31 protein-coding genes are annotated in these 25,186 nt (G+C 71.9%); 5 read left to right on the top strand and 26 right to left on the bottom strand.

The features are described from left to right. Positions 1-53: 53 nt before the first annotated feature. Positions 54-680 carry a dihydrofolate reductase family protein gene (locus ACFYNL_RS29485; RefSeq protein WP_388808333.1) on the bottom strand — a complete coding sequence of 209 codons (627 nt, stop codon included), beginning with the start codon at positions 678-680 and terminating at the stop codon, positions 54-56. A gap of 154 nt (positions 681-834) precedes the next feature. On the opposite strand from ACFYNL_RS29485, the gene ACFYNL_RS29490 reads away from it, so the two are divergent. Further along, positions 835-1,581 (top strand): SDR family oxidoreductase, encoded by a 747-nt coding sequence (locus ACFYNL_RS29490; protein WP_388808335.1) that lies wholly within the window; start codon positions 835-837, stop codon positions 1,579-1,581. Between the two features lie 84 nt (positions 1,582-1,665). Here ACFYNL_RS29490 and alc read toward each other — a convergent pair whose 3' ends face one another. Together alc and allB are read right to left on the bottom strand one after the other, a co-directional pair. Continuing rightward, positions 1,666-2,796, bottom strand: coding sequence for an allantoicase (alc, locus tag ACFYNL_RS29495; RefSeq protein ID WP_388808337.1), 1,131 nt, complete (start codon positions 2,794-2,796; stop codon positions 1,666-1,668). Positions 2,797-2,834: 38 nt separating this feature from the next. Beyond that, entirely contained in the window at positions 2,835-4,175 is a 1,341-nt protein-coding gene (gene allB, locus ACFYNL_RS29500) for an allantoinase AllB (protein WP_388808339.1), read from the bottom strand. 249 nt (positions 4,176-4,424) lie between these two features. Here allB and ACFYNL_RS29505 point away from each other — a divergent pair, with 249 nt between their 5' ends. Beyond that, positions 4,425-5,219 (top strand): IclR family transcriptional regulator, encoded by a 795-nt coding sequence (locus tag ACFYNL_RS29505; RefSeq protein WP_388808342.1) that lies wholly within the window; start codon positions 4,425-4,427, stop codon positions 5,217-5,219. A gap of 139 nt (positions 5,220-5,358) precedes the next feature. On the opposite strand, the gene ACFYNL_RS29510 is transcribed toward ACFYNL_RS29505, so the two are convergent. Then, positions 5,359-5,679 carry a DUF5955 family protein gene (locus tag ACFYNL_RS29510; protein WP_388808345.1) on the bottom strand — a complete coding sequence of 107 codons (321 nt, stop codon included), beginning with the start codon at positions 5,677-5,679 and terminating at the stop codon, positions 5,359-5,361. 186 nt (positions 5,680-5,865) lie between these two features. Between ACFYNL_RS29510 and ACFYNL_RS29515 the strand changes: the two genes are divergently transcribed. Further along, complete coding sequence (locus ACFYNL_RS29515; RefSeq protein ID WP_388808348.1) at positions 5,866-6,468, top strand: NTP transferase domain-containing protein; 603 nt, start codon at positions 5,866-5,868, stop codon at positions 6,466-6,468. A 209-nt stretch (positions 6,469-6,677) separates the two neighbouring features. Then, a complete protein-coding gene (gene aceB, locus ACFYNL_RS29520; protein ID WP_388808350.1) occupies positions 6,678-8,300 on the top strand; it encodes a malate synthase A in 1,623 nt (540 codons plus the stop codon). A gap of 36 nt (positions 8,301-8,336) precedes the next feature. On the opposite strand, the gene ACFYNL_RS29525 is transcribed toward aceB, so the two are convergent. From ACFYNL_RS29525 to ACFYNL_RS29560, 8 genes are all read right to left on the bottom strand, one after another. Next, the gene (locus ACFYNL_RS29525; protein WP_388808353.1) at positions 8,337-8,615 is read right to left on the bottom strand and encodes a SelT/SelW/SelH family protein; all 279 of its coding nucleotides are present in this window, start codon (positions 8,613-8,615) and stop codon (positions 8,337-8,339) included. Beyond that, entirely contained in the window at positions 8,612-9,517 is a 906-nt protein-coding gene (locus ACFYNL_RS29530) for a HipA family kinase (RefSeq protein WP_388808356.1), read from the bottom strand. Before ACFYNL_RS29530 ends, ACFYNL_RS29525 begins: the two co-directional genes overlap by 4 nt. Positions 9,518-9,671: 154 nt before the next feature. Further along, complete coding sequence (locus tag ACFYNL_RS29535; RefSeq protein ID WP_388808359.1) at positions 9,672-10,115, bottom strand: hypothetical protein; 444 nt, start codon at positions 10,113-10,115, stop codon at positions 9,672-9,674. Further along, positions 10,112-10,624 carry a hypothetical protein gene (locus ACFYNL_RS29540; RefSeq protein ID WP_388808361.1) on the bottom strand — a complete coding sequence of 171 codons (513 nt, stop codon included), beginning with the start codon at positions 10,622-10,624 and terminating at the stop codon, positions 10,112-10,114. The genes ACFYNL_RS29535 and ACFYNL_RS29540 overlap by 4 nt, the downstream gene beginning before the upstream one ends. Positions 10,625-10,656: 32 nt before the next feature. Next, positions 10,657-11,100, bottom strand: coding sequence for a hypothetical protein (locus ACFYNL_RS29545; RefSeq protein WP_388808363.1), 444 nt, complete (start codon positions 11,098-11,100; stop codon positions 10,657-10,659). Between the two features lie 72 nt (positions 11,101-11,172). Continuing rightward, a complete protein-coding gene (locus tag ACFYNL_RS29550; protein ID WP_388808366.1) occupies positions 11,173-11,574 on the bottom strand; it encodes a peptidoglycan-binding protein in 402 nt (133 codons plus the stop codon). Between the two features lie 106 nt (positions 11,575-11,680). Next, complete coding sequence (locus ACFYNL_RS29555) at positions 11,681-12,133, bottom strand: hypothetical protein (RefSeq protein ID WP_388808368.1); 453 nt, start codon at positions 12,131-12,133, stop codon at positions 11,681-11,683. Between the two features lie 14 nt (positions 12,134-12,147). After that, the gene (locus tag ACFYNL_RS29560) at positions 12,148-12,615 is read right to left on the bottom strand and encodes a hypothetical protein (protein ID WP_388808370.1); all 468 of its coding nucleotides are present in this window, start codon (positions 12,613-12,615) and stop codon (positions 12,148-12,150) included. An 809-nt stretch (positions 12,616-13,424) separates the two neighbouring features. On the opposite strand from ACFYNL_RS29560, the gene ACFYNL_RS29565 reads away from it, so the two are divergent. Next, the gene (locus ACFYNL_RS29565) at positions 13,425-14,222 is read left to right on the top strand and encodes a BTAD domain-containing putative transcriptional regulator (RefSeq protein WP_388808372.1); all 798 of its coding nucleotides are present in this window, start codon (positions 13,425-13,427) and stop codon (positions 14,220-14,222) included. Here the strand turns inward: ACFYNL_RS29565 and ACFYNL_RS29570 are convergent. The 14 genes from ACFYNL_RS29570 to ACFYNL_RS29635 form a co-directional block, all read right to left on the bottom strand. Then, positions 14,205-14,837 (bottom strand): class I SAM-dependent methyltransferase, encoded by a 633-nt coding sequence (locus ACFYNL_RS29570; RefSeq protein ID WP_388808375.1) that lies wholly within the window; start codon positions 14,835-14,837, stop codon positions 14,205-14,207. The genes ACFYNL_RS29565 and ACFYNL_RS29570 overlap by 18 nt on opposite strands. An 11-nt stretch (positions 14,838-14,848) precedes the next feature. Next, on the bottom strand, positions 14,849-15,487 hold the full coding sequence (locus tag ACFYNL_RS29575) for a sterol desaturase family protein (protein WP_388808377.1): 639 nt from the start codon (positions 15,485-15,487) through the stop codon (positions 14,849-14,851). Further along, positions 15,484-16,323: an SDR family oxidoreductase gene (locus ACFYNL_RS29580; protein WP_388808380.1), complete on the bottom strand. Its 840-nt coding sequence runs from the start codon at positions 16,321-16,323 to the stop codon at positions 15,484-15,486. The genes ACFYNL_RS29575 and ACFYNL_RS29580 overlap by 4 nt, the downstream gene beginning before the upstream one ends. 55 nt (positions 16,324-16,378) lie before the next feature. Further along, on the bottom strand, positions 16,379-16,876 hold the full coding sequence (locus ACFYNL_RS29585) for a type II toxin-antitoxin system RatA family toxin (protein ID WP_388808382.1): 498 nt from the start codon (positions 16,874-16,876) through the stop codon (positions 16,379-16,381). 1 nt (position 16,877) lies between these two features. Further along, on the bottom strand, positions 16,878-17,939 hold the full coding sequence (locus ACFYNL_RS29590) for an SDR family oxidoreductase (RefSeq protein WP_388808385.1): 1,062 nt from the start codon (positions 17,937-17,939) through the stop codon (positions 16,878-16,880). 209 nt (positions 17,940-18,148) lie between these two features. Continuing rightward, positions 18,149-18,469, bottom strand: coding sequence for a hypothetical protein (locus ACFYNL_RS29595; protein ID WP_388808387.1), 321 nt, complete (start codon positions 18,467-18,469; stop codon positions 18,149-18,151). A 286-nt stretch (positions 18,470-18,755) separates the two neighbouring features. Beyond that, entirely contained in the window at positions 18,756-19,739 is a 984-nt protein-coding gene (locus tag ACFYNL_RS29600) for an LLM class flavin-dependent oxidoreductase (protein ID WP_388808390.1), read from the bottom strand. Between the two features lie 106 nt (positions 19,740-19,845). Further along, positions 19,846-20,280, bottom strand: coding sequence for a PaaI family thioesterase (locus tag ACFYNL_RS29605; RefSeq protein ID WP_388808392.1), 435 nt, complete (start codon positions 20,278-20,280; stop codon positions 19,846-19,848). A gap of 173 nt (positions 20,281-20,453) precedes the next feature. Then, the gene (locus ACFYNL_RS29610; RefSeq protein WP_388808395.1) at positions 20,454-21,671 is read right to left on the bottom strand and encodes a beta-ketoacyl-[acyl-carrier-protein] synthase family protein; all 1,218 of its coding nucleotides are present in this window, start codon (positions 21,669-21,671) and stop codon (positions 20,454-20,456) included. Continuing rightward, positions 21,671-21,901: an acyl carrier protein gene (locus ACFYNL_RS29615; protein WP_388809089.1), complete on the bottom strand. Its 231-nt coding sequence runs from the start codon at positions 21,899-21,901 to the stop codon at positions 21,671-21,673. Before ACFYNL_RS29615 ends, ACFYNL_RS29610 begins: the two co-directional genes overlap by 1 nt. A gap of 128 nt (positions 21,902-22,029) precedes the next feature. Beyond that, the gene (locus ACFYNL_RS29620; protein WP_388808398.1) at positions 22,030-23,067 is read right to left on the bottom strand and encodes a beta-ketoacyl-ACP synthase III; all 1,038 of its coding nucleotides are present in this window, start codon (positions 23,065-23,067) and stop codon (positions 22,030-22,032) included. Further along, positions 23,064-24,050 (bottom strand): VlmB-like protein, encoded by a 987-nt coding sequence (locus ACFYNL_RS29625; protein ID WP_388808401.1) that lies wholly within the window; start codon positions 24,048-24,050, stop codon positions 23,064-23,066. The genes ACFYNL_RS29620 and ACFYNL_RS29625 overlap by 4 nt, the downstream gene beginning before the upstream one ends. After that, on the bottom strand, positions 24,047-24,592 hold the full coding sequence (locus ACFYNL_RS29630; protein ID WP_388808404.1) for a flavin reductase family protein: 546 nt from the start codon (positions 24,590-24,592) through the stop codon (positions 24,047-24,049). The genes ACFYNL_RS29625 and ACFYNL_RS29630 overlap by 4 nt, the downstream gene beginning before the upstream one ends. Positions 24,593-24,597: 5 nt before the next feature. Continuing rightward, entirely contained in the window at positions 24,598-25,149 is a 552-nt protein-coding gene (locus ACFYNL_RS29635) for a hypothetical protein (protein ID WP_388808406.1), read from the bottom strand. Positions 25,150-25,186: the final 37 nt, after the last annotated feature.

The following is a 25,186-nucleotide window of genomic DNA, read 5'->3' on the forward strand; positions in this document are numbered from 1 at the left end:
TCTCCAGGAGATGGTGCGAGGACGCCGTCGGCGTGTGGGGCGGGGTGCCGCGGTCACGTGTTGTCGGGCAGTCCGAAGGTGCCGTACTCGGGGCGGCCAGCCAGGTCGTACGAGTGGATGGCGACGCCGGTGCTCGTGGTGCGGCCTCCGGTGTGCCTGAACGCGGTGGGCACGGCGCCCTCCGTGAACAGGCGGTGGCCCGTGCCCAGCACGACCGGGAAGGTCAGCAGGTGCAGCGTGTCCACCAGGCCGAGGGCCAGCAGGGACCTGACGAGGGCGCCGCTGCCGTGCACCTGGAGCTCGCCGTCGGTGCGCTCCTTGAGGGCGGTGACCTCCTTTGCGAGGTCGCCGCGGACCACGGTGGTGCCGTCCCACTCGGGGGCGGTCAGCGTCGAGGAAACGACGTACTTGGGCAGCGTGTTGAGCTTGGACGCGACCGGGTCGGACGGGTCGGTCACCTTCGGCCAGAAGGAGGCGAAGATGTCGTACGTGTACCGGCCGAGGAGGAAGGCGGCCGGGCGCTGGAAGACCTCGTCGACGAACCGGCCGAAGTCGTCGTCGGCGTAAGGAAAGCTCCAGCCGCCGTGCTCGAAGCCGCCGCGGGTGTCCTCCTCCCGGCCGCCGGGTGCCTGGTAGACACCGTCGAGCGTGACGAAGAGTGTGGAGACGAGCTTGCCCATGACAGGTGCCTCTTTCCGGGGTGGGGTCTGCTGTCATCACCTCAGACCCCGGTGGCGCCCGCAACTCATCGGTGGGCCGCGCCCCGCCGGCCCTGCGGATCTCGATGTCCGTTCACCGCCGGTGCCCGGGCCCGCGCGGCACTGCAATGGACCCATGACAACCACTTACGGAATTCTGGACGGCAAGGTCGCCCTCGTCACCGGCGGCAGTCGCGGCATCGGCGCCGCGACGGCGCTGCGGCTCGCGCGGGAGGGCGCGGACGTGGCCGTGACATACGTGAACGGCGAGGAGGCGGCCGAGGAGGTCGTGCGGCGCGTGACGGCGCTCGGGCGGCGGGCCGTGGCCCTGCGGGCGGACTCCGCGGACCCGGACGAGGCCGCCGGCGCGGTCGAGCGTGCGGCGGAGGCGCTCGGGGGCCTGCACGTGCTGGTGAACAACGTCGGCGTCGGCGTCCTGGGCCCTTTGGAGGACCTCTCGCTCGCGGACGTGGACCGGGTCCTCGCCGTGAACGTCCGGGGCGTCTTCCTGGCCTCCCGGGCAGCGGCCGCCCGGATGACCGCGGGGGACAGGATCATCACCATCGGCACCTGCATGACCCAGCGGGTGCCGGGGCCGGGCGGGACGCTCTACGCCACCAGCAAGTCGGCGCTGATCGGCCTGACGAAGGCCCTGGCGCGGGAGCTGGGCCCGCGCGGCATCACGGCGAACATCGTCCACCCCGGGCCCATCGACACGGACCTCAACCCGGCGGACGGCCCGTACGCGCCGGACCAGTCGGCGATGACCGCGCTCGGGCGGTTCGGCACGGCCGAGGAGGTGGCGTCGACGGTCGCCCACCTGGCCGGGGCGGACTACGTCACGGGTGCGGAGTTCGCCGTGGACGGCGGCCACGCGGCGTGACGTCGGGCCCCCGGCCATGACGTGGGGCGCACCGGTGCTGTCCGGGCCGGTGCGCCCCACGGGTTCGGTCGCCCGGTACGGGCGTCAGCCGCCCAGCTCCCGGTGGCGCGCCGCCAGCCCCGCCGCCCCCTGCTCGGTCAGGGAGCCGAACAGGCGCAGCCGGGAGATGCCGCCGTCCGGGAAGATGTCCACGCGCGCGTGCGTGCCCGTCGCCGGGGCGTCGAGGACGAACCGGTGGTTGGTGTCGGGCTGCAGGCGGGTGCGCGGCAGCACCTCCCGCCACTCGCCGTTCTCACCGTCCTTGACCGAGACGGACGCCCAGCCGGCGCTGTTGCCCTTCAGGTACGCCGTGTCGATCTCGATCGCCCGGATCTGGGACTGCGCCACCAGCCGGTAGCGGATCCAGTCGTTGCCCTGGTCACGGCGTCGGCGGGTTTCCCAGCCGTCGTCCATCTTGCCGGAGCGGCCCGGCTGGACGGTGTTGGTGGCGGGCGAGTAGAAGAGGTCGGAGGCGTCCTCGACCTGGCCGCCGTTCTCCAGGGCGACCACGTCGACGGTGTCCAGCGCCTGAAGCCACCGCGGGTCCGGAGCCACCTCCCCGTACACGCGCAGGCGCGCGATGCCGCCGTCGGGGTGCTGGTTGATCCGGAGGTGGGTGAAGCGCTGCTCGACGGCGACGGCGAAACCGTTCGCCGCGTGGCCGCCGACGGGCGTGCGGGGTATCAGCGTCGTCCACTTCACGTCGTCCGCCAGCAGTTCCTCCGGGGACGGGGAACCCGGTACCGAGGCGGCCTCGACCGACACCGCCTGCGGGTAGTTGCCGCGGAAATGCGCCGTGTCGACGACGATCCCGCGGATCACACCGGGGGCCCCGAGCCGGACCAGCGCCCAGTCGTGGTCCTCGGCCGTGGGCCAGGGGTGCTCGGCGGAGGCACCGCGTCGCCGCCGGGTCTCCCAGCCGTCCATGATCTTGCCCTTGTGCCCGAAGTGCTCGGGGTCGAACTCGGCCCGCTCGGGCACCAGCAGGTTCTCGCGCTGGGCGAAGAACTCGTCGTTGGCCGCGATGACACCGGCGCCGAGACGCCGGTCGGCGAGGTTGGCGTACCGGGTGAAGGGGAAGTCGGCGGTGCGGTAGTCCGCGTACGGGTCGCCGCCTCCGTAGGGGTGTGCGTCGCCGGTGAAGCGAGCCAGAGCAGATGGATGCTGCGCCGTCACGGTGATCAGGTCTGCCTTTCGGTGTCGGTGGGTGGTGGTCAGCTGGTCCGGGTGAGCAGTCGCCCCTTCGGCTCGGTGAACTCGCCGTCCACGACGATGCGTTCGCCGCGCAGCCAGGTGGATCTGACGACGCCGTACAAGGTCCTGCCCGCGTACGCCGTCACGCGGTTGCGGTGCTGGAGGGCTGCCGGGTCGACGGTGAAGGTCTCCTCGGGGGCGACCACGGCGAAGTCGGCGTCGCGGCCCACCGCGATGGCGCCCTTGCGGTCGTCGAGGCCGACGAGTTCGGCCGTCCGCGTGGACATCCAGCGGACCACGTCCTCCAGGCCGTGCCCGCGCCGGCGGGCCTCGGTCCACACCGCCGCCATGCTCAGCTGGAGCCCGGAGATGCCGCCCCAGGCCGTGGCGAAGTCGTCGGTCTTCAGGTCGGCGGTGGAGGGCGAGTGGTCCGTGACCACACAGTCGATGGTGCCGTCGGCCAGCGCCTGCCAGAGCAGGTCCTGGTTGGCGGACTCGCGGATCGGCGGGCAGCACTTGAACTCGCTGGCACCGTCCGGGACTTCCTCGGCGGTCAGGGTCAGATAGTGCGGGCAGGTCTCGACGGTGACCCGTACGCCCTCCCGTTTGGCCTCGGCGATCAGGGGCAGCGCGTCGCTGGAGGAGAGGTGCAGGACGTGCACGCGCGCGTGCAGGCGCCTCGCCTGGGCGATCAGCTGGGCGATCGCCGTGTCCTCCGCGTCGCGCGGGCGGGAGGCGAGGAAGTCGGCGTATCTGGGGCCGCCCTGCTGCGGGGCGGCCTGCAGGTGGTGCGGGTCCTCGGCGTGCACGATCAGCAGGCCGTCGAAGGAGGCGATCTCGGCCAGCGACTGGGCGAGCTGGTCCTGGGTCAGGTGCGGGAACTCGTCCACGCCGGACGGCGACAGGAAGGCCTTGAAGCCGAAGACGCCCGACTCGTGCAACGGGCGCAGGTCCTTGACGTTGTCGGGCAGCGCGCCACCCCAGAAGCCCACGTCGATGTGGGCCTTGTCGCCGGCCACGTCCCGCTTGGTGCGCAGGTGGTCGACCGTGGTGGTGGGCGGCAGGGAGTTGAGCGGCATGTCGACGAGGGTGGTGATGCCACCGGCGGCCGCCGCGCGCGTGGCGGTCCAGAAGCCCTCCCACTCGGTGCGGCCGGGGTCGTTGACATGCACGTGCGTATCGACCAGGCCGGGCAGCAGGACGTCGTCCCCGAGGTCCTCCAGACGGGCGCCGGGCGGGACTTCGGCGTCGTGCGGCAGCACGGCCGTGATCTTCCCGCCGGCGACCGCGACCGAGGCGGCGCGCGTCCCCTCGGGTGTGATGACGCGCGTCGAGCGCAGCACCAGTTCAGCGTCGGACACCCGGACCCCTCTCTGCCGCCGTCAACTTCCGCGTGACGGAATTCAACTTTCTGTTGAAGGAGTCTTCACTCCCGTTCCCGAGCCGTCAAGGGCACACTTCTCCACAGTGCACCCACCGGACCCACTCTGGACGTTTCCACAAAGCGGAATTAGAATTCCGCCAAGCAGAACGTAGCTATGCACAAGCGGGGAGTCAACCGACCGACGGGTAGGCTTTGGCCCTCCCACCGGCCCCGAAAGGAACGCGCCGTGCCGACGTCCAGCGCCAGCACCACCGACTCCGCCAGGTCCTCCAACGGTGGCGTCCAGTCCCTTGAGCGCGCCTTCGACCTGCTCGAACGGATGGCCGACGCCGGCGGCGAGGTCGGCCTGAGCGAGCTGTCCGCGAGCAGCGGGCTGCCGCTGCCCACCATCCACCGCCTGATGCGCACGCTCGTGGCCTGCGGATACGTACGCCAGCAGCCCAATCGCCGCTACGCCCTCGGCCCGCGTCTGATCCGCCTCGGCGAGTCCGCGTCCCGGCTGCTGGGCACCTGGGCCCGGCCGTACCTCGCCCGGCTGGTCGAGGAGACCGGCGAGACGGCGAACATGGCCCTGCTCGACGGGGACGAGATCGTCTATGTCGCCCAGGTGCCGTCCAAACACTCGATGCGGATGTTCACCGAGGTGGGCCGACGGGTACTGCCGCACTCCACCGGTGTCGGCAAGGCGCTGCTCGCCGGCTTCCCTCCGGAGGAGGTGCGCGCACTGCTGGCCCGTACCGGCATGCCGGCCGCCACGGAGAAGACGATCACTACGCCGGACGGCTTCCTCGCGGCCCTGGAGGACGTGCGGAACAACGGCTACGCGGTCGACGACAGCGAGCAGGAGGTCGGCGTCCGCTGTCTGGCGGTCTCCGTCCCGAACTCCCCCACCGCGGCGGCGATCTCGATCTCCGGCCCGGCGGGGCGGGTCACCGAGGCGGCCACGGACAAGATCGTGCCGGTGCTCCAGCAGGTGGCCGGAGAGCTGTCCGAGGCACTGGCCAGCCAGAACCAGGCGTGACGGCGAGACCGCGCCGGCCTGTGTGACGCACCGGCCGGCCGGCCACCGTCACACCGCGGGCACACCGGCCGTGCGACGCAGGGCGCGCCCGCCCTCCGGCCCGGGGCCCGTCGACACCGGCATGGTCCGAGGACAGCTCCTAGCCACGCCCGCGAGGCTGCTCCCCGAACAGGTCCACGGCGTCACGAACATCGGACAAACCCCGCGACAGGGCGCTGACGGACCCGATCGCACCCGCGATCAGCAGTAACGACCTCCGCAGCCGCGGTGTCTCGGGCACCCCGCCGTCCGTCATCGCGGCCAGCGCGGCCAGTTCGTCCTCGGCGATCGCCCGGTCCCGGAACTCGGCCGGATGCGCGGCAAGTTCGCGACGCAGCCGGGACACGGCCGTCCGCAGTGCCACCACCCTCGCGTCCTCGTCGCCGCTCGTCACCGGCCTCTGCCCCAAGCTCCGCAACACAGCACTCCCCCTCGCACGCCGTTGTGCGCCAGTGGTCCCGCTCCCCCTCGAAGCTCCCCCGACGTAGGTCGGGCGCCGGGGACGCGGGTCAGTAAACGCCACCCGATGCGGGGCGCGCCACCATGCGGACGGAAATTCAGCCCTGAGAAACCGGGCTCTCGCGCAGGTGTCAGGTAAGCAGGACATATGACTGAGACAGAAGCGTTCCCGGTCGCCGGTCTGGTCCTCGCGGCGGGGGGCGGCAGGCGGCTCGGCGGACGCCCCAAGGCACTCCTGCCGCACCGTGGCCGGCCGCTCGTCGAGCATGCCGTGGAGGTGCTGCGCGCGGCCGGCTGCGCCCGTGTGCACGTGGTGCTGGGGGCGCGGGCCGCCGCCGTACGGGCACGGGCGGAACTGGGTGGCTGCGTACTGGTGGAGAACCCCGACTGGGCGGACGGAATGGGCTCCTCCTTGCGCGTGGGGCTCGACTCACTGGCCGGGACGGGGGCGAGAGCGGCACTCGTCTCGCTCGTCGACCAGCCGGGCATCGGAGCGCAGGCGGTGGCCCGGGTACGCGCCGCCTACGAGGACGAGTCGTCGCTCGCCTCGGCCGCCTACGACGGCGTACGCGGACATCCCGTCCTCCTCGGTGCCGCCCATTGGGCGGGCATCGTGGCGACTGCCACCGGCGACCGGGGTGCACGCGCCTATCTGAAGGAGCACGAGGACGCGATCGGGCTCGTCGAGTGCGGGGACGTGGCCCGTCCCTACGACATCGACACCGAGGCCGATCTCGCCCACCTTGAGTGAAGGCGGTGGCACCGAGAGCCACCTTGCCTCGACTCAGAGAATCTCGACATCAACAAACCATTGAACTTCCACCATGAGGAAACTAGTATCCACTGTTCAGAAGCGCCCGACTGCTCCGCGGGCGTTGTCCGCCGTATCCGGGAAGACTGGCACCCGGTGCCAGAGCTCGACAGCTCGTCCACGTAGCTCGCTGAAGGAAGTGACAGCTCATGTCCGCACCAGCGCCGTCCCCGCTGGCCATCGTCGACGCCGAGCCCCTGCCCCGGCAGGAGGAGGTCCTCACGGAGGCGGCCCTCGCCTTCGTGGCCGAGCTGCACCGCCGGTTCACGCCCCGGCGTGACGAACTCCTCGCCCGCCGTGCGGAGCGCCGCGCCGAGATCGCCCGCACCTCCACCCTCGACTTCCTCCCGGAGACCGCCGCGATCCGCGCGGACGACTCCTGGCGGGTGGCCCCGTGCCCGCCCGCGCTGCAGGACCGCCGGGTGGAGATCACCGGTCCCACCGACCGCAAGATGACCATCAACGCCCTCAACTCGGGCGCGCGGATCTGGCTCGCCGACTTCGAGGACGCCTCCGCGCCGACCTGGGAGAACGTGATCCTCGGCCAGCTCAACCTGATCGACGCGTACACCCGGAACATCGACTTCACCGACCCGCGGTCCGGCAAGTCGTACGCCCTGCGCCCGAACGACGAGCTCGCGACCGTCGTCATGCGCCCGCGCGGCTGGCATCTGAACGAGCGTCACCTCCAAGTCGACGGTCAGCCGGTCCCCGGCGCCCTGGTCGACTTCGGCCTGTACTTCTTCCACAACGCCCAGCGCCTGCTCGACCTCGGCAAGGGCCCGTACTTCTACCTGCCGAAGACGGAGTCGCACCTGGAGGCCCGCCTCTGGAACGAGGTCTTCGTCTTCGCGCAGGACTACGTCGGCATTGCGCAGGGCACCGTCCGCGCGACCGTCCTGATCGAGACGATCACGGCCGCGTACGAGATGGAGGAGATCCTCTACGAACTGCGCGACCACGCCTCCGGGTTGAACGCCGGCCGCTGGGACTACCTGTTCTCCATCGTCAAGAACTTCCGTGACGGCGGCGCCAGGTTCGTCCTCCCGGACCGCAACGCGGTGACGATGACCGCCCCGTTCATGCGGGCGTACACCGAGCTGCTCGTGCGCACCTGCCACAAGCGCGGCGCGCACGCGATCGGCGGCATGGCGGCGTTCATCCCGTCGCGGCGCGACGAGGAGGTCAACAAGGTCGCGTTCGAGAAGGTCAAGGCCGACAAGGACCGTGAGGCGAACGACGGTTTCGACGGTTCCTGGGTCGCCCACCCCGACCTGGTCCCGATCGCCATGGAGTCCTTCGACAAGGTGCTCGGCGACCGGCCGAACCAGAAGGACCGCCTGCGCGAGGACGTCTCCGTCAAGGCGGAGGACCTCATCGCGGTCGACTCCCTGGACGCCAAGCCGACGTATCCGGGTCTGGTCAACGCCGTCCAGGTCGGCATCCGCTACATCGAGGCCTGGCTGCGCGGTCTCGGCGCGGTCGCCATCTTCAACCTGATGGAGGACGCGGCCACCGCCGAGATCTCCCGCTCCCAGATCTGGCAGTGGATCAACGCGGGCGTCGAGTTCGAGAACGGCGAGAAGGCCACCCCGGAACTCGCCCGCAAGGTCGCCGCCGAGGAACTGGCGAACATCCGGGCGGAGATCGGCGAGGAGGCCTTCGCGGCCGGCCACTGGCAGCAGGCCCACGACCTGCTCCTGGAGGTCTCCCTCGACGAGGACTACGCGGACTTCCTGACGCTTCCGGCGTACGAGCAGCTGAAGGGCTGAACCCTCACGGACCCCGCGCCGACCCTCGCTGAACCCTCAGGGGGCCGGTTTCTCCGAGTGGCCCAGGGACTTCCCCGGGGCCACTCGGTCGCGTACGGCCTGCTTGACCGCCGTGGGCTCGGGAAATCCCTGCTCACGGCGGTCCCAGACGGTCTCTGCGTCGACCCGGACGACGAAGACACCGCCCGTGCCGGGCTTGAGCGCCAGTTCCGTCAGCTCGGCCTCGAACGTCGTGAGCAGTTCCTGAGCCAGCCAGGCCGCACGCGGCAGCCAGCGGCACTGGGTGCAGTACTCGATCTCGACACGGCCACTCATCCGAGGTGCACCGACCAATCCTGTTGGGCCGCGGGCTTGCCGTGCAGGTCGGGGACCTGCTTGAGCCACGCGGGACGTCCTTGACGGCTCCTCGCCGCGCGCCGGGACTCCTCGGCGGCGAGTTCCTCCCGGGTGGGGAAGCCCGTGGGGATCCACTGCCGCGAGGCGCGCACGCGCGCGTTGAGGTACGCCACATAGGCCTCGCGGGCCTCGCCGGGCGAGGCGAAGTCGGTCAGCCACGCGTCCGGCACCTCCGCCACGATCTCCCGCAGCAGCTCCTCGGTCACCCGGGGCGCCAGCTCCGCGTCGGCCGCCCGCACGTCCGGGGCGTAGTGGCCGAGGGCGTGGTGGCGGAAGTCGTACGCCTTCTCGGGGTCGGAGCCGTCCCAGCGGTGGTGGAAGACCAGGGCGGCTCCGTGGTCGATCAGCCACAGCCGCGCCGGTGCGGTGCCGAACGTCGGCCAGACCATCAGGTTCGAGCTGTGCACCGTACGGTCGACGTTCGCGGTCAGCGCGTCCAGCCAGACGACCCGGCCCGCCTCCAGCGGGTCGACGCGGAAGGTGCGGGCGACCTCCGGGGTGAAGTCGTGCGCGCCCGGCAGATAGTCCATGCCGAGGTTGACGCCGGCGCTCGCGCCGTGCAGGTCGCGTACCTCCTGATGGGGCTCGCTGTCGGCGATCGCCGGGTCGAAGTGGACCAGGACCAGCTCGGGGAAGCGCAGACCGAGCGCGCGGGCCAGCTCACCGACGATCACCTCGGCGACCAGCGCCTTGCGGCCCTGCGCGGAGCCCGTGAACTTCACGACGTACGTACCCAGGTCATCGGCCTCCACCACCCCGGGGACGGAGCCGCCGGAGTGGAGGGGAGCGACGTAGCGGGTGGCGGTGACCTCTCTCAGCATGCTTCGAGGCCCCACGGTTCACGTGCCCTGTGTTTCACGACGGCCCCATGTGATCCCTCGGAGGCCGTGCACCCGGTGCATCCGGCCTCCGTCCGAAGAGAACCCCTGACATGAAGAGAACATAGTAGTCGTCGAGCGTGAGAGACCCCGCGGCCTACCACCAGGGGCAGCGTGGCAGCCCCGGGAAGGGGTCCTGGGGCGTCCACAGGTGGTTCGCGGGAATGGTGCCCCACGCCTCGACGGACGGGACCTGCAACGTCTCGTCCCCCTGGGTGTAGTACCAGACGTTGTTGCCGCCCGGATGCGGTTCGCCCATGGTCCAGCAGACGAACCAACTGGTCGTGCTGTTGAGCAGACCGGTCACCGGAGCCTCGAACGCGGCGCGCCCGTACACCTTGCCCGGGCTGTTCTCGCAGTAGAGGTCCTTGGTGAAGGCGTTCCCCAGTGTGTCCTGGTGGCGTACGCCCTCACGGATGTGGCAGGTCCGCTCGACGGAGGCGCCGGCCGCGACGGAGTCCGTGGACAGCACCGCTGCGGCCGCGAGCAGGAAGGCCCCCGCCGCGCTACGGGCCCTGCGACCCGCTGCGGGCCGCGTCATGACCGCTCCGTCGTGCCGGACTTCTCCTTCATCGAGGGCAGGCACGGCGGCAGGCCCGGGAACGGGTCCTGTTCCGTCCACAGGTAGAACGCGGGCACGTAGCCCCAGCCCTTGCGCAGCGGCCAGTTGAGGATGCGGTCGCCCTGCGTGTAGTACCAGATGCGGTTGCCGCCGGCGTGCATCTCACCGGTCTCCCAGCACACGAACCAGCTCAGCGTGGTGACGAGCTTGGCGATGACGGTGCCGTAGTTCTCCGGACTGGCGTAGACGTCGGCGGCGGCGTTCTCGCAGTACAGGTCCGTGGTGAAGGTCTTGCCGGTGTGATCGGTGTGGGACACCCCCGTGCGGACCTGGCAGATGCGTTGCGCCCGGTCCCGCTCGGTGTCGGCCGCCGCCGGCGGCGTGGCCGCGGTCGCGGCCAGCACGGCGGTGGCGGCGGTCGCGGCCACCGCCGCCCAGCGCCCTGTCCGGCGCCGTTTCGGTCCCTCGACGGGCTCGTACCTCGTCATCTCTCCCCCTCGTCGGCGTTGCTGTTCTGTCGTCATCCCCAGGGACACCTGGTCAGGCCGGGTGCGGGATGGCTGCCGGAGTACACCATGGAGGCCGGCAGGTAGCCCCATGCCTGGGCGGAGGGCCGGCTCACGACCTCGTCGCCCTGCGTGTAGTACCAGATGCTGTTGCCGCCGGCGTGGAGGTCGCCGAGCTTCCAGCAGACGAACCAGCTCCGGGTGGTGTGCATCCGCCCGACCACCGGGCTGGCCGAGAAGGACTGCAGGCGTACGTCCCCCGGCGCGTTGTCGCACACCACGTCGTGGTCGAACCACATGCCGGTCCAGTCGACGTGCTGGACCCCTTCGCGTGTCTCGCACGCCGCCGCGGCGCCGGAGGGGACGCCGCCCGCCCAGGCGGGGCCGGACGCGGTGGTGGCCACCAGTGCCACGACCGCGCCGAGCACGCTCAGGGCCCGGGCCCGTGCTGTCTTCATGACCGTCCTCGATGTGTCGGCCGGCCCATGGGGCCGGAGATGGCGGGTGACCTGCGTGAGGCGTCGGTCGGGTCAGGGGTGCAGGGCGGCCCAGGTGCGCGGGCCGACGAAGCCGTCGGCCGTCAGGCCGACGGACTGCTGGAAGTCGACGACCGCGGCTCGTGTCGCGGGGCCGAAGATCTTGTCGATGCTGACGCTCGTGTAGCCGTACACCTGGTTCAGCACGCACTGGAGGTGCCCCACGGCGTCGTTCGCATGGCCCTGGCCCAGCTCCGGGTGGGTGCCGGAGTAGGGGCACAGGCGCCATTCGCCGTTGACGGCGTTCATCACGCGCGGGGCGGAGTGGGCCGCGGGTTCCTGTCGGCCGGCCCCTGTCGCGCCGGAGTTCAGGGCCATCACGGGGGCGGACAGCAGGGCGCAGCCGAGCACCGAGGCCAGGGTGGCCCCGAGGTATCTCTTTCGCTTGACGGGCATGGGATCTCCTGAGTCGAGACGGACCGCGGCAGGGATCCGCCGGGCAGGTTCCGCCGGGACGTCGCCCGGAGCCGGGGAGGCCGCCGCGCGGGCGGAGCGGGGTGGATCAGAACCACGAGCAGCGGGGCAGTCCCGGGTACGGGTGGGCGGGGGCCTGCACGATCCGCGCGGGCACCACGCCCCAGCCCTTGATGCGCCGCTGGGTCAGTACGCGGTCGGCCTGCGTGTAGTACCAGACCCGGCTCTCCCCCGCGGGGGCGGAACCCTCGGTCCAGCAGACGAACCAGCTCGGCGACATCATCAGGCGCCCGGTGATCGGTGCGTCGAAGGCCGCCCTGCCGTAGACGTCCGAGGCGAGGTTGTCGCAGTACAGGTCGAAGGAGAAGACGTTTCCGATGGCGTCCGCGTGGGGCCGCTGCTGGCGCAGCGAGCAGGCGGCCCGCGCGGTGTCCGGGGCCCCGGCGTTCGCGACCGCGGTGGGCGTGGCAGCGATGCCCAGGCAGAGCAGGACGGCCGTGAGCGTCCTGCGGGCCCTCGCCGGGGTACGTTCGGCTCTCAACGCGACCTCCTGGCTCAGGACCAGGTGCACTGGCGAAGGCCGGGCACCGGATGGACGGGAACGCGCAGCTCTGCCGCGGGAAGGTAGCCCCAGCCCTTGGAGATCCGGCTGGCGGAGACCGTGTCGCCCTGCGTGTAGTACCAGATGGTGCTGCCCTGGTACTCCCCGCCCCGCTTCCAGCACACGAACCAGCTCGGCGAGAAGCGGATCTGGCCGTTGACCGAGCTCTGGGTGGTGGACTGCAGCCGTACGTTGCCGAGGGTGTGCGGGCAGACGACGTCGCCGACGAAGTTCATGGGCGTCCAGTCGACGTGCTCCGCGGTCGGCCTGCTCACGCAGGAGTCGGCGGCCTCGGAGGTCCCGGGGACCATCAGTGCGCTGCCGGCGAGCAGGGCCGTCACCGCCACCGCTCGTACTCCGCTGCCCGGTGTGCGGGCGCGACGCCCGCCCCGGGCTCTGGCTCTGCCGATCTTGGCCGTCATTCGTGAATCCCCCCTTTGATGCAGGTGAATCGGCGAACACCTGTCAGTGACCGGAGAGGTGGCGGTCTTCAGCCGTTGACACGGCACACCTCCCACTGCTCGTCCATTTTGGCCAGGTGCCCTGACATTGAGCTGACACTGGCCTGATTTCAGCACTCCTCGCAGCTGGAGCCGTATGCCGGAACGCCGGACGATCATTGCGGGGCGGTTGGATGTCAAGACCAATGAACGCCCACCGAGCCGCTGGTTAATTTGTCTTAAAGGGGGTGCCTCGACGACCCGGGCGAGCGGGCACAGTGTGTGAGGCGATTGAGCATGGGCAGGGTTTGTGAGAAGTGAACGACAAGGTCGCCGCAGAAGCCGGGTTGACTGCCGCTTCGACGGTGTGACGGGGGGTGATCCCATCGCGGGCACCGGAGCACGGGTCCGTGCAGGGACGATGCGCAGAGCGCGTTCAGCAGTCGGCCGATCGCCGTCATATGACCGGCGGGGGTCCGGACGGAGGGGCTCACGGGGCCTTCGGCGGGCCTCCGGTTCACGATGCCCATGAACGCATATGGCCTCTATTCATTCCCTTAACAATTTGGTTGACGCGCAGCCAGTCACCCGTGGTACGGATGAAAGCGCTCTACCCGTACATCCAGAAGATCGCGGCGAAGAACGCGATCACCCGATTTCACCGAACACAATCACGAGGCGCCGCACCATGCCCGGAAGCCCTGTCGGTGAAGCCCTCTGACAGCTGAACTTTGCGCCGCGACCGAGACGACGCGAATCGTTTCCCCACCTTTTCGAAAGGAAAGAGAACCGTGCTGAAATTTTCCATTCTCGGGGCTCTGGAGATCGACACGCCCGACGGAAGGATCGAGGTGCCCGGATGCCTGCAACGCTCGCTGTTGCAGACGCTGCTGGTCGGAGAGGGCGAGCCGATTCCGAGTGAGGAGCTGATGCACGGTATGTGGGGAGACGCCGCCGAGGACATCCAGGCGAACGCCCTGCACGCACATGTAAGCCGACTGCGACGCCGCCTGCGCAGTCTCGAACCCGACCGTCCCTCACCCCGGTTGACCGCCCACCCCACCGGTTACCGACTGGCCCTGTCGGAGAGGGAACTCGACGCCGTCGAGTTCGTCAAGGCCGTCAACACGATAGAGGCCGCCTCGCACATACCCCCGCACGAGTTAGCGGGCCGCCTTCGGGCGGCCCTGTCCATGTGGCGCGGGCCGGTCTTCGGCGGCTCCGTGGAGATCCCTCTGTGCCGTAGGGCGGCGGCCCGCTACGAGGCGTACCGCATCCGCGCCCTTGAGCTCATGTTCGATGCCGAACTCGCCGCCGGCCATCACGCGGGGGTGATCGCCGAACTCTACGAACAGCACTACGCCCACCCCATGAGCGAGCACTTCTGCGAGCAGCTCATGATCGCTCTCTACTGCTCGGGCCAGCAGGCCGAGGCCCTGGACATCTACCGGCGGATGCGCCGTCGGCTGTCCGAGGAGCTGGGTGTGGAGCCCTCACCCAAGCTGCGCCGGGTGGAACAGGCCATCCTGGCGCACGACCCGGAACTCGGGCCGCTGGCGGAGGCCCCGCTGTCAAGGCGCCCGGGATGAGTCCGGCTTGCGGGCCGCGCCCAGCAGGTAGTCGCCGCTGACCACGGTGTACGCCCCACGGATGTCCAGGCCCTGGCGCTCCAGTTCTTCCAGGAACTGCCCGGCGGAGAAGCGGTCGTGCCGGGGATGGTCGAACAGCAGCCGGTAACTCGGGCGCGCCAGGGCGTGGGAGGTGACCTCGTCGAAGACGAAGACGCCGCCGGGGGCGAGCACCCGCACGATCTCGGCGACCGCCGCCCGCCAGTCGGGCACGTGGTGGATGATGGCGAAGTCGAACGCGGCGTCGTAGGTGCCGTCCTCGGCCCCCAGAGCGGCCCGCAGGTCGGTCGCGTCGCCCGCGGCCAGGCGCACTCGTTCGCCCCGTGCCGCCAGCCGCCGTCGGGCCCTGACCACCATGTCGGGGTCCAGGTCCATGGCGTCCACCCGGGCCGCGCCGAACCGGTCCAGGATCTCCTCGGTGGCGAATCCCGTGCCGCAGCCGACCTCCACCGCCCGTCCCCCGGCCGGCAGCGGCCCGCCGGCCAGCCGCAGCAGTGCGGGGATCTCGTACCGGCGCAGCAGGGCCCGCCGGGCCCAGCTGTTCACGAGCGCCTTCTCGACCCGGTTGAGCAGCATGGGAACCCCCTTCACCGGCCGCGGCGAACGGAGGTTCCGAACAGCGCGTCCCAGTAGGGCGCGCTGATCCCGAAGCCGCGGCTGTCGTCTCGGTGGTGATGGCGCATGTGGCGCGAGCGCAACCCGCGCAGCAGACGGTTCCTGGGCCGTCCGTGGTGCAGGTACAGATGGCACATGTCGTACAGCAGATAGCCCGTCACGAAGCCCGCCGCGAAGATCGGCGGCAGGTCCAGCGCACGGCCCGTGGCGAAGGCCGCCGCCGTCATCGGGACGCTCAGCAGCGGGCTGAGCACGGAGCGGCGTACGTCCTGCGGATAATCGTGGTGGACGCCGTGCACGACGTAGTGCAGCCGGGCTCCGAGGCCGCGTTCCGGTTCGAAGTGCAGGATCAGCCGGTGGCCCCAGTACTCGGTCAGGGTCCAGGCGACATAGCCGGCCCCGGCCCAGCCGGCCAGTGCCCACGGCTCGGCCCGGCCGGCGGAGGCGACGGCGGCGCCGGCCGCGAGGGGACCGTACACGGCCGCCGCGACCGCGGGATGGACGTGGAGCAGGCCGTCGAGCAGGCGCCGCCCGGTCACCGGCGGCGCGTCACCGCGCCGGACGGTGCCCCGGGCGGAGGGGGCTGTGCGGGCGGAGATGTCCGTGGTCACCGGCCCACCTCCGCTCGCGCCGACCTGATCCTCGTCTCGTAGCGGGACCGGGCCGACTGGTCGGTGGTCCGCAGCAGTTGGTCGGCCTTCAGCAGCCGGCCCACGGTGTCGCGCCAGGGCTGCGGCAGCAGGAACAGCGACCGTGTGACGGGGTTGGTCCAGCCGGGCACGTACCGGTTGTAGACCGGGCGCCGGGCGGTGCGTACGACGGCCTGGGCGATCTGCTGGGGCGTCAGCAGGGGAACGAACCGGCCCTTGCCGACGCCGGACGTCAGATCGGTTCCGGCCGGGATGGGCAGGATGACCGACAGGTCGACGCCGCTGCCGCGCAGTTCGCCGCGGACCGCCTCGGACAGTCCGGTCACCGCGTGCTTGGCGGCCGAGTACGTGGCGCAGCCGGGCAGACCGACCATGCCGACGGCCGACACCATGTTGATGATGTGCCCCCGCCCCCTGGCCCGCATCGGGGGGATGGCGGTCTTCATGCCGTTCATCGTGCCGAGCAGGTTGACCCCCAGCTGGTGCATGGTGTCCTCGGGGCTCTCGTCCTCGAAGCGGCCCACGAGCATCTCCCCCGCGTTGTTGACGAGGACGTCGATCTCACCGGACTCGGCCTCCACCGCGTCCCAGAAGCCCTGGACCGAGGCCGGATCGGTGACGTCCAGCCGGTGGGCCCGGGCGCCGATCCCGGCGGCGGCCTTCTCGGCGTGGTCCAGGTCTCGGGCGCCGATGGCCACCCGGGCTCCCTGGCGGGCGAAGAGTTCGGCGGTGGCGAGGCCGATGCCGCGGCTGGCGCCGGCGATGGCGACGACCTTGTCGTTGATGTCCCTGGGCACGGGATCCTCCTTCGGGGGTGGGTGGTCCGGCTGGGGCCGACGGAAAGGGTGGGATTCACGCGGAGACGCGGGGCGCCGGGAGCACGCCCTCGCCCTCGGGGCCGTCCGGGACGGTGACCGTGATCCGATCTCCCAGAAGTCCGCGCAGGATGAGCCCGACGGACTCGGCCAGCGCCTCCCGGGCGATCGGGTCGAGGACGGCGGCGAGGGTGGGCATCCCGAGATCGAAGGCGGCGGTGAAGCGCACGGTCACGGCCCCGTCGTGGGCGCGCACCCGCCAACTGCCCTCGAACCGCTCGAAGTCGCCATTGGTCTGGACGAAATCGATGCCCAGCGCCGCCCGGTCCACATGGTCCCTTTCGGACCAGCGCAGCACGCCGCCACGGAAGTCGACGGACCAGTCGGAGTCGAGGACACCGCCGCCGCGGTCGGTGACGGTGACCTGCCGTACGGCGGAGCAGTGCCGCGGGTAGGCGGCGAAGTCCCGCAGGCGGTCGAACACCTCCCCGGCACGGGCCCCCGGGACGTGTGCGTCCACGATCACCTCGGGCATGTCAGCGCACCCCTTCCGAGAGGCGGGCGGCGGTCGGGGCCAGCCCCTTGGCACGGGCCAGGTGGACGATCGAGGTGCGCAGCGCGGCCCTCAGGTCGGGGACGGTCGGCGCGGTCGGACCGCCCAGGGTCGCGCCCAGGCTGGTGGGGAAGTCCGAAGCGCCGGAGAACAGGCAGGTCAGCGCGAGCATGGCCTCGAACTGGCGGCGGTCGCCGGGGCGGAGATGACGGAGGAAGACGGGTCGGATCAGACGCTCCACGGCGTCGGGGTCGATCAGGCGGGGCAACGCCACGGGGATGCCGAGGTCTTCGGCGGTGTCCGTGAGGACGTGCAGGGCGTCCTCGACGGTCAGGGCCCGTTCTCCCGCCGTGATCCACATCTCGCCGCCGCACCGTCCGGCGCGTACCAGTGCGGCGATCGCCGACGCCGCCACGTCCTGCGGGACGAAGTCCACGAGTGACCCTCGCGCCAGAGGCAGCATCGGCACCAGACCGCGCAGCAGGCCGTGCAGCATGGCGTGCAGGCCCTGGAAGGCGGTGATGGCGCCGGTGACGCTGTCACCGATCAGGACCGAAGGCCGCACGATCGTCGCGGCCGCCCCCGAAGCCCGCACCTCGTTCTCCGCCGCGCGCTTGGAGTTCAGGTAGTCCGCCGGGTGGGCGGTCCTCGCTCGCGGCGGACCGGTGCGGAGCCGGGCGAGGCCGGTGCGGGCGACGAATGCCGTGGACACGTGGTAGAGCGCGGCGCCGGTCTCGGCCGCCAGCCGGGCCACCCGGCGGGTCCCCGCCACGTTCAGCGCGAAAGCGCGGTCGGGCCCGGTGGCGAAGCCGGTGGCCGCCGCACAGTGCACGACCGCGTCCACCCCCGCGGCCAGCCGCCGGCGGGCGGCTCGGCCCAGCCCGAGGCCGGGCGCGGTCAGATCGCAGGCCATCTGCTCGTCCGCGGCGGGAACGGGCCTGCCGTGGGTCAGGGCGATGACATGGCAGTCGGCCAGTTCGGGCAGCAGGGCACTGCCCAGGACGCCGGATGCCCCGGTGAGTACGACCGTGGGGGACTTGGACATGAGCGAACACCTCGCGGGCGATGGGGGGACCAGGGGGCTGGGGTAGGGGGCAGGGAGTACGGTCGGCCGCCGGGGTGACGGGCCGGGACACGGGGGCGGGCGGCCTACGGTCCGCGCGGCGTGTCGGCCGGACCGGGCGGCCGGGTCAGGGGTGACCGCGGCCGGCGGCCGGGGCGACGCGGTGCTCGGGTCGGCCACCCGCCCCGACCTCAAGGCATGCGCAGCGGCGGGCCGTCCGTGAAGCGGCCACCGCCGGCCCGGGCGGGCGGCCGGCAGGCCGGGGCGGGGGTGCGGCAGGCCGCGTACCGGTGGGCGCTCCCACCGGAACCCACGAAGCTCATGCCTCCCCACGCCTGCGCGCACCGCGGCAGGACGCGGTCGAGCGCCGCGGAGGACGGCAGCAGGCCCTGCCGGGGACGGCCGACGACCGGCCGCAGGCCCTGCCGGGCGACGGCCGCCGACAGTGGACACTCCGTGCCCGGACCGTCCGCGACCGTCTCGGTGAGCGATGCGGCCGAAAAGTGGTGCATGGTCGTCGCCGCGGCGGGAGAGACGGAGCGTGCCCGCCGGCGGGCTGCACCCGCACGGCCGTGAGCAGGTCGGCACCGCGTCCGCCGTGCGGCGCGGGCACCGGCGGCCCCGGGCCTCCGACCCGGACGAGGAGGCGGGCACCGCGACTGCCCCCGGCCTCCGGCCTCGCCGGGGCCTGCGTGGCCGACCGCCCGTCCGGACCGGGCAGCGGTTCCTCCGGTACGGCACGCTCGCGCTGCGGGAACCTCACACCTCACTCCCTTCCCCGGCCCCGTCCCGTGGTGGTCAGCCCAGTTCGCGCACGGCCGGCACGACGGCCTCGGCGATCTCCTTGAGCTGTGTCTCGGGCTGGAGGGAGCCGACGCGGATGATCAGGTGCCGGGCACCGGCGCGCACGTATCCGGCGAGCCACTGGGCGCACTCCTCGGCGCTCCCCCAGCAGTACGCCTGGATCGCGGACATCTGGTCGAGCGAGCGTCCGTAGTAGTGGCTGATGTAGTGCTCCAACTGGGCGCGGGCCCGGGCCCGGTCGGGGTCGACGGTGAGGGTGGCGTACAGGGCGGGGGTGACGGCGTCCGCCGGGCGGCCGGCCGCGTCGCGTGCCCGTTGGATGCCGTCCCAGGCACGGCCGTAGGCCTCGGCGGACGGGACGAAGGGCATCCAGCCGTCGTAGTGGCGGGCCACCCGTTCCACCACGCGGGGGGTGTCGCTGCCGGCGAGCCACAGGGGCGGTCCGCCGGGTCGGTGGGGCGGGGGCAGCCGGTCGAGGCCCTCGGCCTGCCAGTACCGGCCGTTGAAGTCGGCCCGGCCGGCGCCCTCGTGCCGCTGCCACGCCGTGCGCCACAGGGCGGTGATCTCGTCCAGCCGTCCCGCGCGGCCGGAGAAGCTCGCGCCCACCGTGTGGAACTCCTCCTCGGTCTCCGGTACGGGGAAGCCCGAGCCGAGGCCGAGGATCAGACGGGATCCGCACACGTGGTCGAGGCTGGCGACCATGTTGGCGCCGATCACCGGGTGGCGCAGGGCGGGTGTGAGCGCGGCGGTGCCCAGGGTGATCCGCGTGGTGACCGCGCCGGCCGCGGCCAGGACCACGAGGGGGTCCAGGCGCGGCCGGGCGGTCAGGGAGTCACCCGTCCACAGCGAGTCGAAGCCGAGGGATTCGGCTTGGCGGGCGAAGTCCAGCAGCGGGGAGGCGGCGACGTTCTCGGAGATGGCCTGCTCCCTGGTGGGGAGCAGGATTCCGATGCGCAGCGGGTGCCGTGGCAGGGCCATGTCTGCTTCCGTTCCGGTTCGGGAGTCGTACGTGTGCGTGTGCCGTACGGTGGCTGCCCGGCTGGAAGGGAGCGCGCGAGCGCCCGCGGCCGTCCCGCGAGCGGGGTCAGTTCGTGGCGCGGTCCTTCGCAGCGAGCACGATCTGGGTCTGGGTGGTCTGCCCCACGAGCCGGTCCTTGTCGTCCCGCAGGTCGGTCTGCACGACGACGAGGGTGCCGCCGACGTGCAGGGGGCGGGCGGTGGCCTGGACCCGTCCGGAGGCCACTCCGCGCATGAAGTTGGTCTTGGACTCCACCGTGGACGTCGCGGCACCCGGCGGGAGGTTGAGGTAGGCGCAGACGGCACCGACGGAGTCGGCCAGTGTCATCAGGGCGCCGCCGTGCAGGATGCCGCCGGCGGTGCAGGCATCCGGGGTCCAGGACAGGCTGCCCACCGCCCGGTCGGGGGTGGCCTCGTGGAGTTCGATGCCCGCGTGCGCCGCGAAGGGCATGGCCGCCAGGAGGTCGGCGGGGCTGGGGGCTGCCGTCTCGGAAGGGGGCATGGAGTGCTGCCTTTCGGGTCCGGGGAAGCGGTCTGGGGCACGCGGGAGTGATCGTCCGGCGTGCCGACCGTGCCAGTGTGGCAGCCTGCGTCGGGGGCGCCGCCGCGACGGACGAGAACGCGCCACAGCCTCGCCGCGGGCCCTGCCGCGACCCACCGGGCCCCGGTGCGTGGTCACGCCCGGGCGATGGCCAGGACCGCATTCTGTCCTCCGAAGCCGCAGGAGTTGCTGAGCGCCAGATCGAGGACGCCCGCCTTGGGTGACCGTGCCACCTCGATGTCCGCACGCGGGTCCAGCCGGTGCAGGTTGGCCGTCGGCGGCACCAGCCCGTGCTCCACGGACAGCACGGTGAACGCGGCCTCCACCGCTCCCGCCGCGCCCATCAGATGCCCCGTCACCCCTTTGGTGGAGGTGACCAGCGGGCCGTGCGGCAGCGTCTGCCGGATCACCCGGGCTTCCGCCAGGTCGTTGAGCGGCGTGGAGGTGCCGTGCGCGTTGACGTGCCGTACGTCGCCGTGGGCGGCCCCGGCGTCGTCGAGGGCCGCGCGTACGGCCAGGGTCAGCCCGGTGCCGTCCGGGTCGGGCGAGGTGATGTGGTGGCCGTCCGCGCTGGCGCCGTAGCCCACGATCCGGGCGCGGACCCGTGCGCCGCGGGCCCGTGCGTCAGCGGTCCGCTCCAGGACCAGTAGGCCCGCCCCCTCCGCGCCGACGAAGCCGTCGCGGTCGGCGTCGAACGGGCGTGAGGCGCCCGCGGGGTCGTCGTGGCGTCGGGACAGCGCCCTCATCCGGGCGAACCCGGCCATGATCAGCGGCGTGACGAGGGCCTCGCTGCCCCCGGTGAGCACGATGTCGCAGCGGTCCAGGGCCAGCAGGTCCCGGGCGGTCCCGATGGCGCTCGCCCCCGAGGCGCACGCCGTGGCGACCACCAGGTTGGGGCCGCGGGCGGCGAACTCGATGGCCACCTGTCCCGCGACCATGTTGGGCAGTTCCATGGGCAGCAGCAGCGGCGAGACCTGGTCCGGCCCGTCCTCCCGCAGCACCCGGTGCTGTTCCTCCACCGTCCCCGAGCCTCCGCCGGCCGAGCCCAGCACGACGCCGACCCGGGCACCGTCCCAGGTGGCGGGGTCGAGTCCGGCGTCGGCGACCGCCTCACGCGCGGCCACCAGGGCGAACTGCACGAAGCGGTCCAGGCGGTGCGCGCGCCTGGCCCCGAGCAGCCGGTCGGCGTCGAAGTCGGGGACCCGGCAGGAGATCCGCGCCGGATGGTCCCGCAGGGCGGGGTCCGGTGCCCCGGCGGACCTGCCCTCGCAGACCCTCTCCCAGGCGGCCGTCACACCGATGCCGGCCGGGGTCACGAGGCCGAGACCGGTGACCGCGATGTCGGAGCCCATCAGACCGCCGCGCTCCGTTCCTCCAGCAGCCTGACCATGGCGCCGACCGTCGGGATCTCCATCAGCTCGTCGTCGCTGATCCGCAGGTCGAGTTCCTTCTCCAGCACCAGGGACAGCTCGACCACCGCGAGCGAGTCCAGTTCGATGTCCTCGCGCGTCGCGTCGGGTGTGATGTGCTCCGGATCCACCTTGAGCTTGCTGACCAGGATTTCCTTCAGCTGTTCGAACATGGCGGACATGGTGTGCTCCTCTCGTTCGGATGGTGTGGCGCTCTGGGTGAGCGGACGGTGTGCAGCTCGCGGCGACCGGATGGTGTGGCGCTCGCGCCGACGCCGGGCGCCGGAGCTGCCCGAACCGGTCAGCCCGCGGTGACATCGGGCCAGGTCAATGTGGTGGCGCCCCAGGTCAGCCCACCGCCGAAGGCGGTGAGCAGGACGCGGTGGCCGGCCGTGAGCCGTCCGGCCTCCACGGCCTCGGACAGCAGCAACGGGATCGACGCGGCGCCGGTGTTGCCGACGTGCGCTACGTTGCACAGCAGCCGTTGCTCGGGCAGGTCGAGCCGGTCGGCGACGGCGGCGATGATGCGGGCGTTCGCCTGGTGCGCGGCCAACCGGTCGACGTCGGCGAAGGTCCAGCCCGCGGCGTGGACCGCCTGCCGCGAGGCGGACGTCATCCGTTCGACCGCGTGCCGGTAGGTGTCGCGGCCCCGCATCCGCAGGTAGGTGTCCTGCGGCCGGGCCGGGACCCGGGCCGAGCGCTGGCGTGAGCCGCCCGCCGGGACCTCGATGAGATCGCTCGCCGTTCCGTCGCTGCCCAGCACGAACGAACCGACCGCACCGGGTTCACCGGCGGTGCCCGCGCGCAGCAGCACCGCGCCCGCCCCGTCCCCGAAGATGATCGCGGTGTGCCGGTCGTCGGGGTCGACGAGGCTGGTGAACGCCTCGGCGGCGACGAGCAGCACGCTGTCCGCGACGCCCGCGACGACGAGGGAGGCGGCCGTGGCCAGGCCGTACAGGAACCCGGTGCACACCGCCGACACGTCGAACGCGGCGGCTCCCGCGCAGTCCAGCCGCGCGGCGACCTGGGGCGCGGTCGCCGGGCAGGGCTGGTCGGGCGTGGTGGTGGCCAGGACCACCGCGTCCGCATGGGAGGCACCGGCGGACTTCAGGGCTCGTTGCCCGGCCTCCACCGCGAGGTCCGAGGTCGCGGTGCCCGGTGTGATCCGGTGCCGGGTCACGATGCCGGTGCGGGTGCGGATCCACTCGTCCGACGTCTCCAGACGGGCGGTCAACTCGTCGTTGGTCACCACGTCGGGCGGCACATAGGACCCGATGCCGGCGATCACCGCGGCCCGCAGGGCGCCTTCCGGGGCGTGCGGGGGGTCGGGGGCGCTCACGCTCCGGCCTCTCCCGCGCCGGAGAGGACCTCCAGGGGCAGCCCCATGTAGGCCATGCGGGCCTCGGCGAGTTCGTCGGTCCACGCCTCGGCCATCTCGTAGCGCTGCTCGGGCGTGGTGTCCAGCATCCGCACGCCGGGCCACAGTTCGTAGTCGCCGATGAGGTCGGCGTGCCGGAGCATGCCCTCCTGGAACAGCTCCTCCCGGGGAATGACGAACTCGCGGTCGGGGACCTCGTCCCAGAGCCGGACACCGGCCCGGAGGATCTCCAGCAGCCGGGGCCGGTACTCCGGGTGCGCGGCGACGTGATCGCGCAGGATGGTGCTGGCGACCGTCAGATGGCGGATCTCGTCGATGGCGGTGCCGCGGGATATCTCTCCGGTGGCCGGGGACAGCGGTGTCCACTTGCGCTCGCTGAGTTCGGCGGCGGGGGCGAGCACGCCCTCGATGACGATGGCGAAGACCGCCACTCCCCCGGCGAAGTCGCGCTGCTCGCGCACGATGTCGTTCGCGAAGTCCTCCACGGGTTTGAGGACCCGACGGCGGTAGTCGGCCGCCATCTCGTCGATGTCCCGTACGAGGGTGTCGGCCGGCTGTCCCAGCTCCACGAGGTGTTCGCGGAAGACCCGGGCGTGCCTGGCCTCGTCGATCAGTTGCGTGGCGTAGAACTCCATCTCCGGGATGCCGGGGGCGAGGGTGACGTACTGTCCCAGCAGCCGGGTGGCCAGTTCCTCGGACAGGGCGCGCAGGCCGAACTCCTGGATGAGCGCCTCGCGCAGCGGTCCGGGTTCGGTGAGGAACGCCGGTACGGTCGCGTCCCGGTGGTGTCCGGTCCTGCCGCGGTCCCTCAGCGTTCCCTGTGCCACCTCGGTGATCCAGTAGGCGAGATCGCACTCGCGGGGTCCGAGGGTGAGTTCCTTCGCTCCCTCCAGCAGTCCGGGAGCGCGGTCCCAGTCGGCCTCCGTGGCCACGGAATCGGTCATGTCGCGATGTTCTCCTTCCTGTTCCTCGTGGGGGCGCCGCGGGTCGCGGCCGCCGGGGGGATCGCGCCCGCGAACATGTCCCCGGCGTACGACAGGAGCGGGACGCCCTGGTGGACGGCGGCGCGGGTGACGTGGCCGAGGAGCACGTCGTGGTCGCCCACCCGGGGCACGGCGAACACCCGGCAGCTGTAGTGCGCCAGGGCCCCGGCCAGCAGGGGGGCGTCGGCGTAGGGGTCCGTGCTCCACGGGACGTCGGTGAACTGCTCGTCGCCGTCCGGCCGGGCCGGGTCGGCGAACCTCCGGGCCACTGCGGTCTGGGACGCGTCCAGCACGTTGACCACGAACCTGCCCTCGGCGGCGGCGAGTCGGGCGAAGGTCGATCCGGTGCGCAGGCAGACGCCGAGCAGCGGAGGCATCTGGGAGACCGCGGTGACGCTGCTGGCCGTGGTGCCGTGCGGGTCGCCTTGGTGACGTACCGTCAGAACGGAGACGGCGGACGCCAGATGGCGCAGGGGACGCGGCTGCCGTCGGCGCGTGGCCATGGTGCTCACCGGACCGCCTCCGGCTGCTCCGGCAGCCCCGGCCCGTGCCCGGGTACGGCGGCGGGCACATGGCCGACCGGCACGGGGTCGAAGGTGTGCCCGAGCGGCTTGGGGTGGGCGACTCCGAGGTCGTCCAGGAGCCGGAGGTAGCCCGGCTGCCGCACCGGCTCGAAGGGCAGGGCGTACGGCTTGTAGAAGTTTCCGAACAGCCCGCGGTCGCCGAAGAGATGGAACGGCAGCGCCAGCAGGGCCCATTCCGGTCCCACCAGCCAGCACCACAGCGCGGCGACCGCTGCCTGGGTGATCAGGCTGTGCATGACGTTGTAGAGGGTGTAGTAGGTCTTCGCTATGGGCCGGCCCTTGGCGCGTCGGAACGCGATCGCCCCCGGGATGTAGCCGATGAGGTCGATGTAGAGGAACAGCCCGATGGCGGGCAGCCAGCGGATGTCGTCGAAGTGCGCGACGATCAGCCCGGTGGTGACGGCGAGCCCGACCAGGTACTCGGCGCGGTGCAGGGTGAAGGTCCTGGGGGTGTCGAAGGGGTTGGCCTGATCCATCGGTTCGGCTCCTCGGGCGGGGGCATGCGGTGGCGCG

Source organism: Streptomyces sp. NPDC007808, from assembly GCF_042868655.1.
Lineage (GTDB): Bacteria > Actinomycetota > Actinomycetes > Streptomycetales > Streptomycetaceae > Streptomyces.

Coding starts and splice junctions, on each gene's coding strand:
- ACFYNL_RS29485 (WP_388808333.1), bottom strand. CDS start 680: ATGGGCAAGCTCGTCTCCACACTCTTCGTCACGCTCGACGGTGTCTAC.
- ACFYNL_RS29490 (WP_388808335.1), top strand. CDS start 835: ATGACAACCACTTACGGAATTCTGGACGGCAAGGTCGCCCTCGTCACC.
- ACFYNL_RS29515 (WP_388808348.1), top strand. CDS start 5,866: ATGACTGAGACAGAAGCGTTCCCGGTCGCCGGTCTGGTCCTCGCGGCG.
- aceB (WP_388808350.1), top strand. CDS start 6,678: ATGTCCGCACCAGCGCCGTCCCCGCTGGCCATCGTCGACGCCGAGCCC.
- ACFYNL_RS29525 (WP_388808353.1), bottom strand. CDS start 8,615: ATGAGTGGCCGTGTCGAGATCGAGTACTGCACCCAGTGCCGCTGGCTG.
- ACFYNL_RS29530 (WP_388808356.1), bottom strand. CDS start 9,517: ATGCTGAGAGAGGTCACCGCCACCCGCTACGTCGCTCCCCTCCACTCC.
- ACFYNL_RS29535 (WP_388808359.1), bottom strand. CDS start 10,115: ATGACGCGGCCCGCAGCGGGTCGCAGGGCCCGTAGCGCGGCGGGGGCC.
- ACFYNL_RS29540 (WP_388808361.1), bottom strand. CDS start 10,624: ATGACGAGGTACGAGCCCGTCGAGGGACCGAAACGGCGCCGGACAGGG.
- ACFYNL_RS29545 (WP_388808363.1), bottom strand. CDS start 11,100: ATGAAGACAGCACGGGCCCGGGCCCTGAGCGTGCTCGGCGCGGTCGTG.
- ACFYNL_RS29550 (WP_388808366.1), bottom strand. CDS start 11,574: ATGCCCGTCAAGCGAAAGAGATACCTCGGGGCCACCCTGGCCTCGGTG.
- ACFYNL_RS29560 (WP_388808370.1), bottom strand. CDS start 12,615: ATGACGGCCAAGATCGGCAGAGCCAGAGCCCGGGGCGGGCGTCGCGCC.
- ACFYNL_RS29570 (WP_388808375.1), bottom strand. CDS start 14,837: ATGCTGCTCAACCGGGTCGAGAAGGCGCTCGTGAACAGCTGGGCCCGG.
- ACFYNL_RS29585 (WP_388808382.1), bottom strand. CDS start 16,876: ATGCCCGAGGTGATCGTGGACGCACACGTCCCGGGGGCCCGTGCCGGG.
- ACFYNL_RS29590 (WP_388808385.1), bottom strand. CDS start 17,939: ATGTCCAAGTCCCCCACGGTCGTACTCACCGGGGCATCCGGCGTCCTG.
- ACFYNL_RS29595 (WP_388808387.1), bottom strand. CDS start 18,469: ATGCACCACTTTTCGGCCGCATCGCTCACCGAGACGGTCGCGGACGGT.
- ACFYNL_RS29600 (WP_388808390.1), bottom strand. CDS start 19,739: ATGGCCCTGCCACGGCACCCGCTGCGCATCGGAATCCTGCTCCCCACC.
- ACFYNL_RS29605 (WP_388808392.1), bottom strand. CDS start 20,280: ATGCCCCCTTCCGAGACGGCAGCCCCCAGCCCCGCCGACCTCCTGGCG.
- ACFYNL_RS29610 (WP_388808395.1), bottom strand. CDS start 21,671: ATGGGCTCCGACATCGCGGTCACCGGTCTCGGCCTCGTGACCCCGGCC.
- ACFYNL_RS29615 (WP_388809089.1), bottom strand. CDS start 21,901: ATGTTCGAACAGCTGAAGGAAATCCTGGTCAGCAAGCTCAAGGTGGAT.
- ACFYNL_RS29625 (WP_388808401.1), bottom strand. CDS start 24,050: ATGACCGATTCCGTGGCCACGGAGGCCGACTGGGACCGCGCTCCCGGA.
- ACFYNL_RS29630 (WP_388808404.1), bottom strand. CDS start 24,592: ATGGCCACGCGCCGACGGCAGCCGCGTCCCCTGCGCCATCTGGCGTCC.
- ACFYNL_RS29635 (WP_388808406.1), bottom strand. CDS start 25,149: ATGGATCAGGCCAACCCCTTCGACACCCCCAGGACCTTCACCCTGCAC.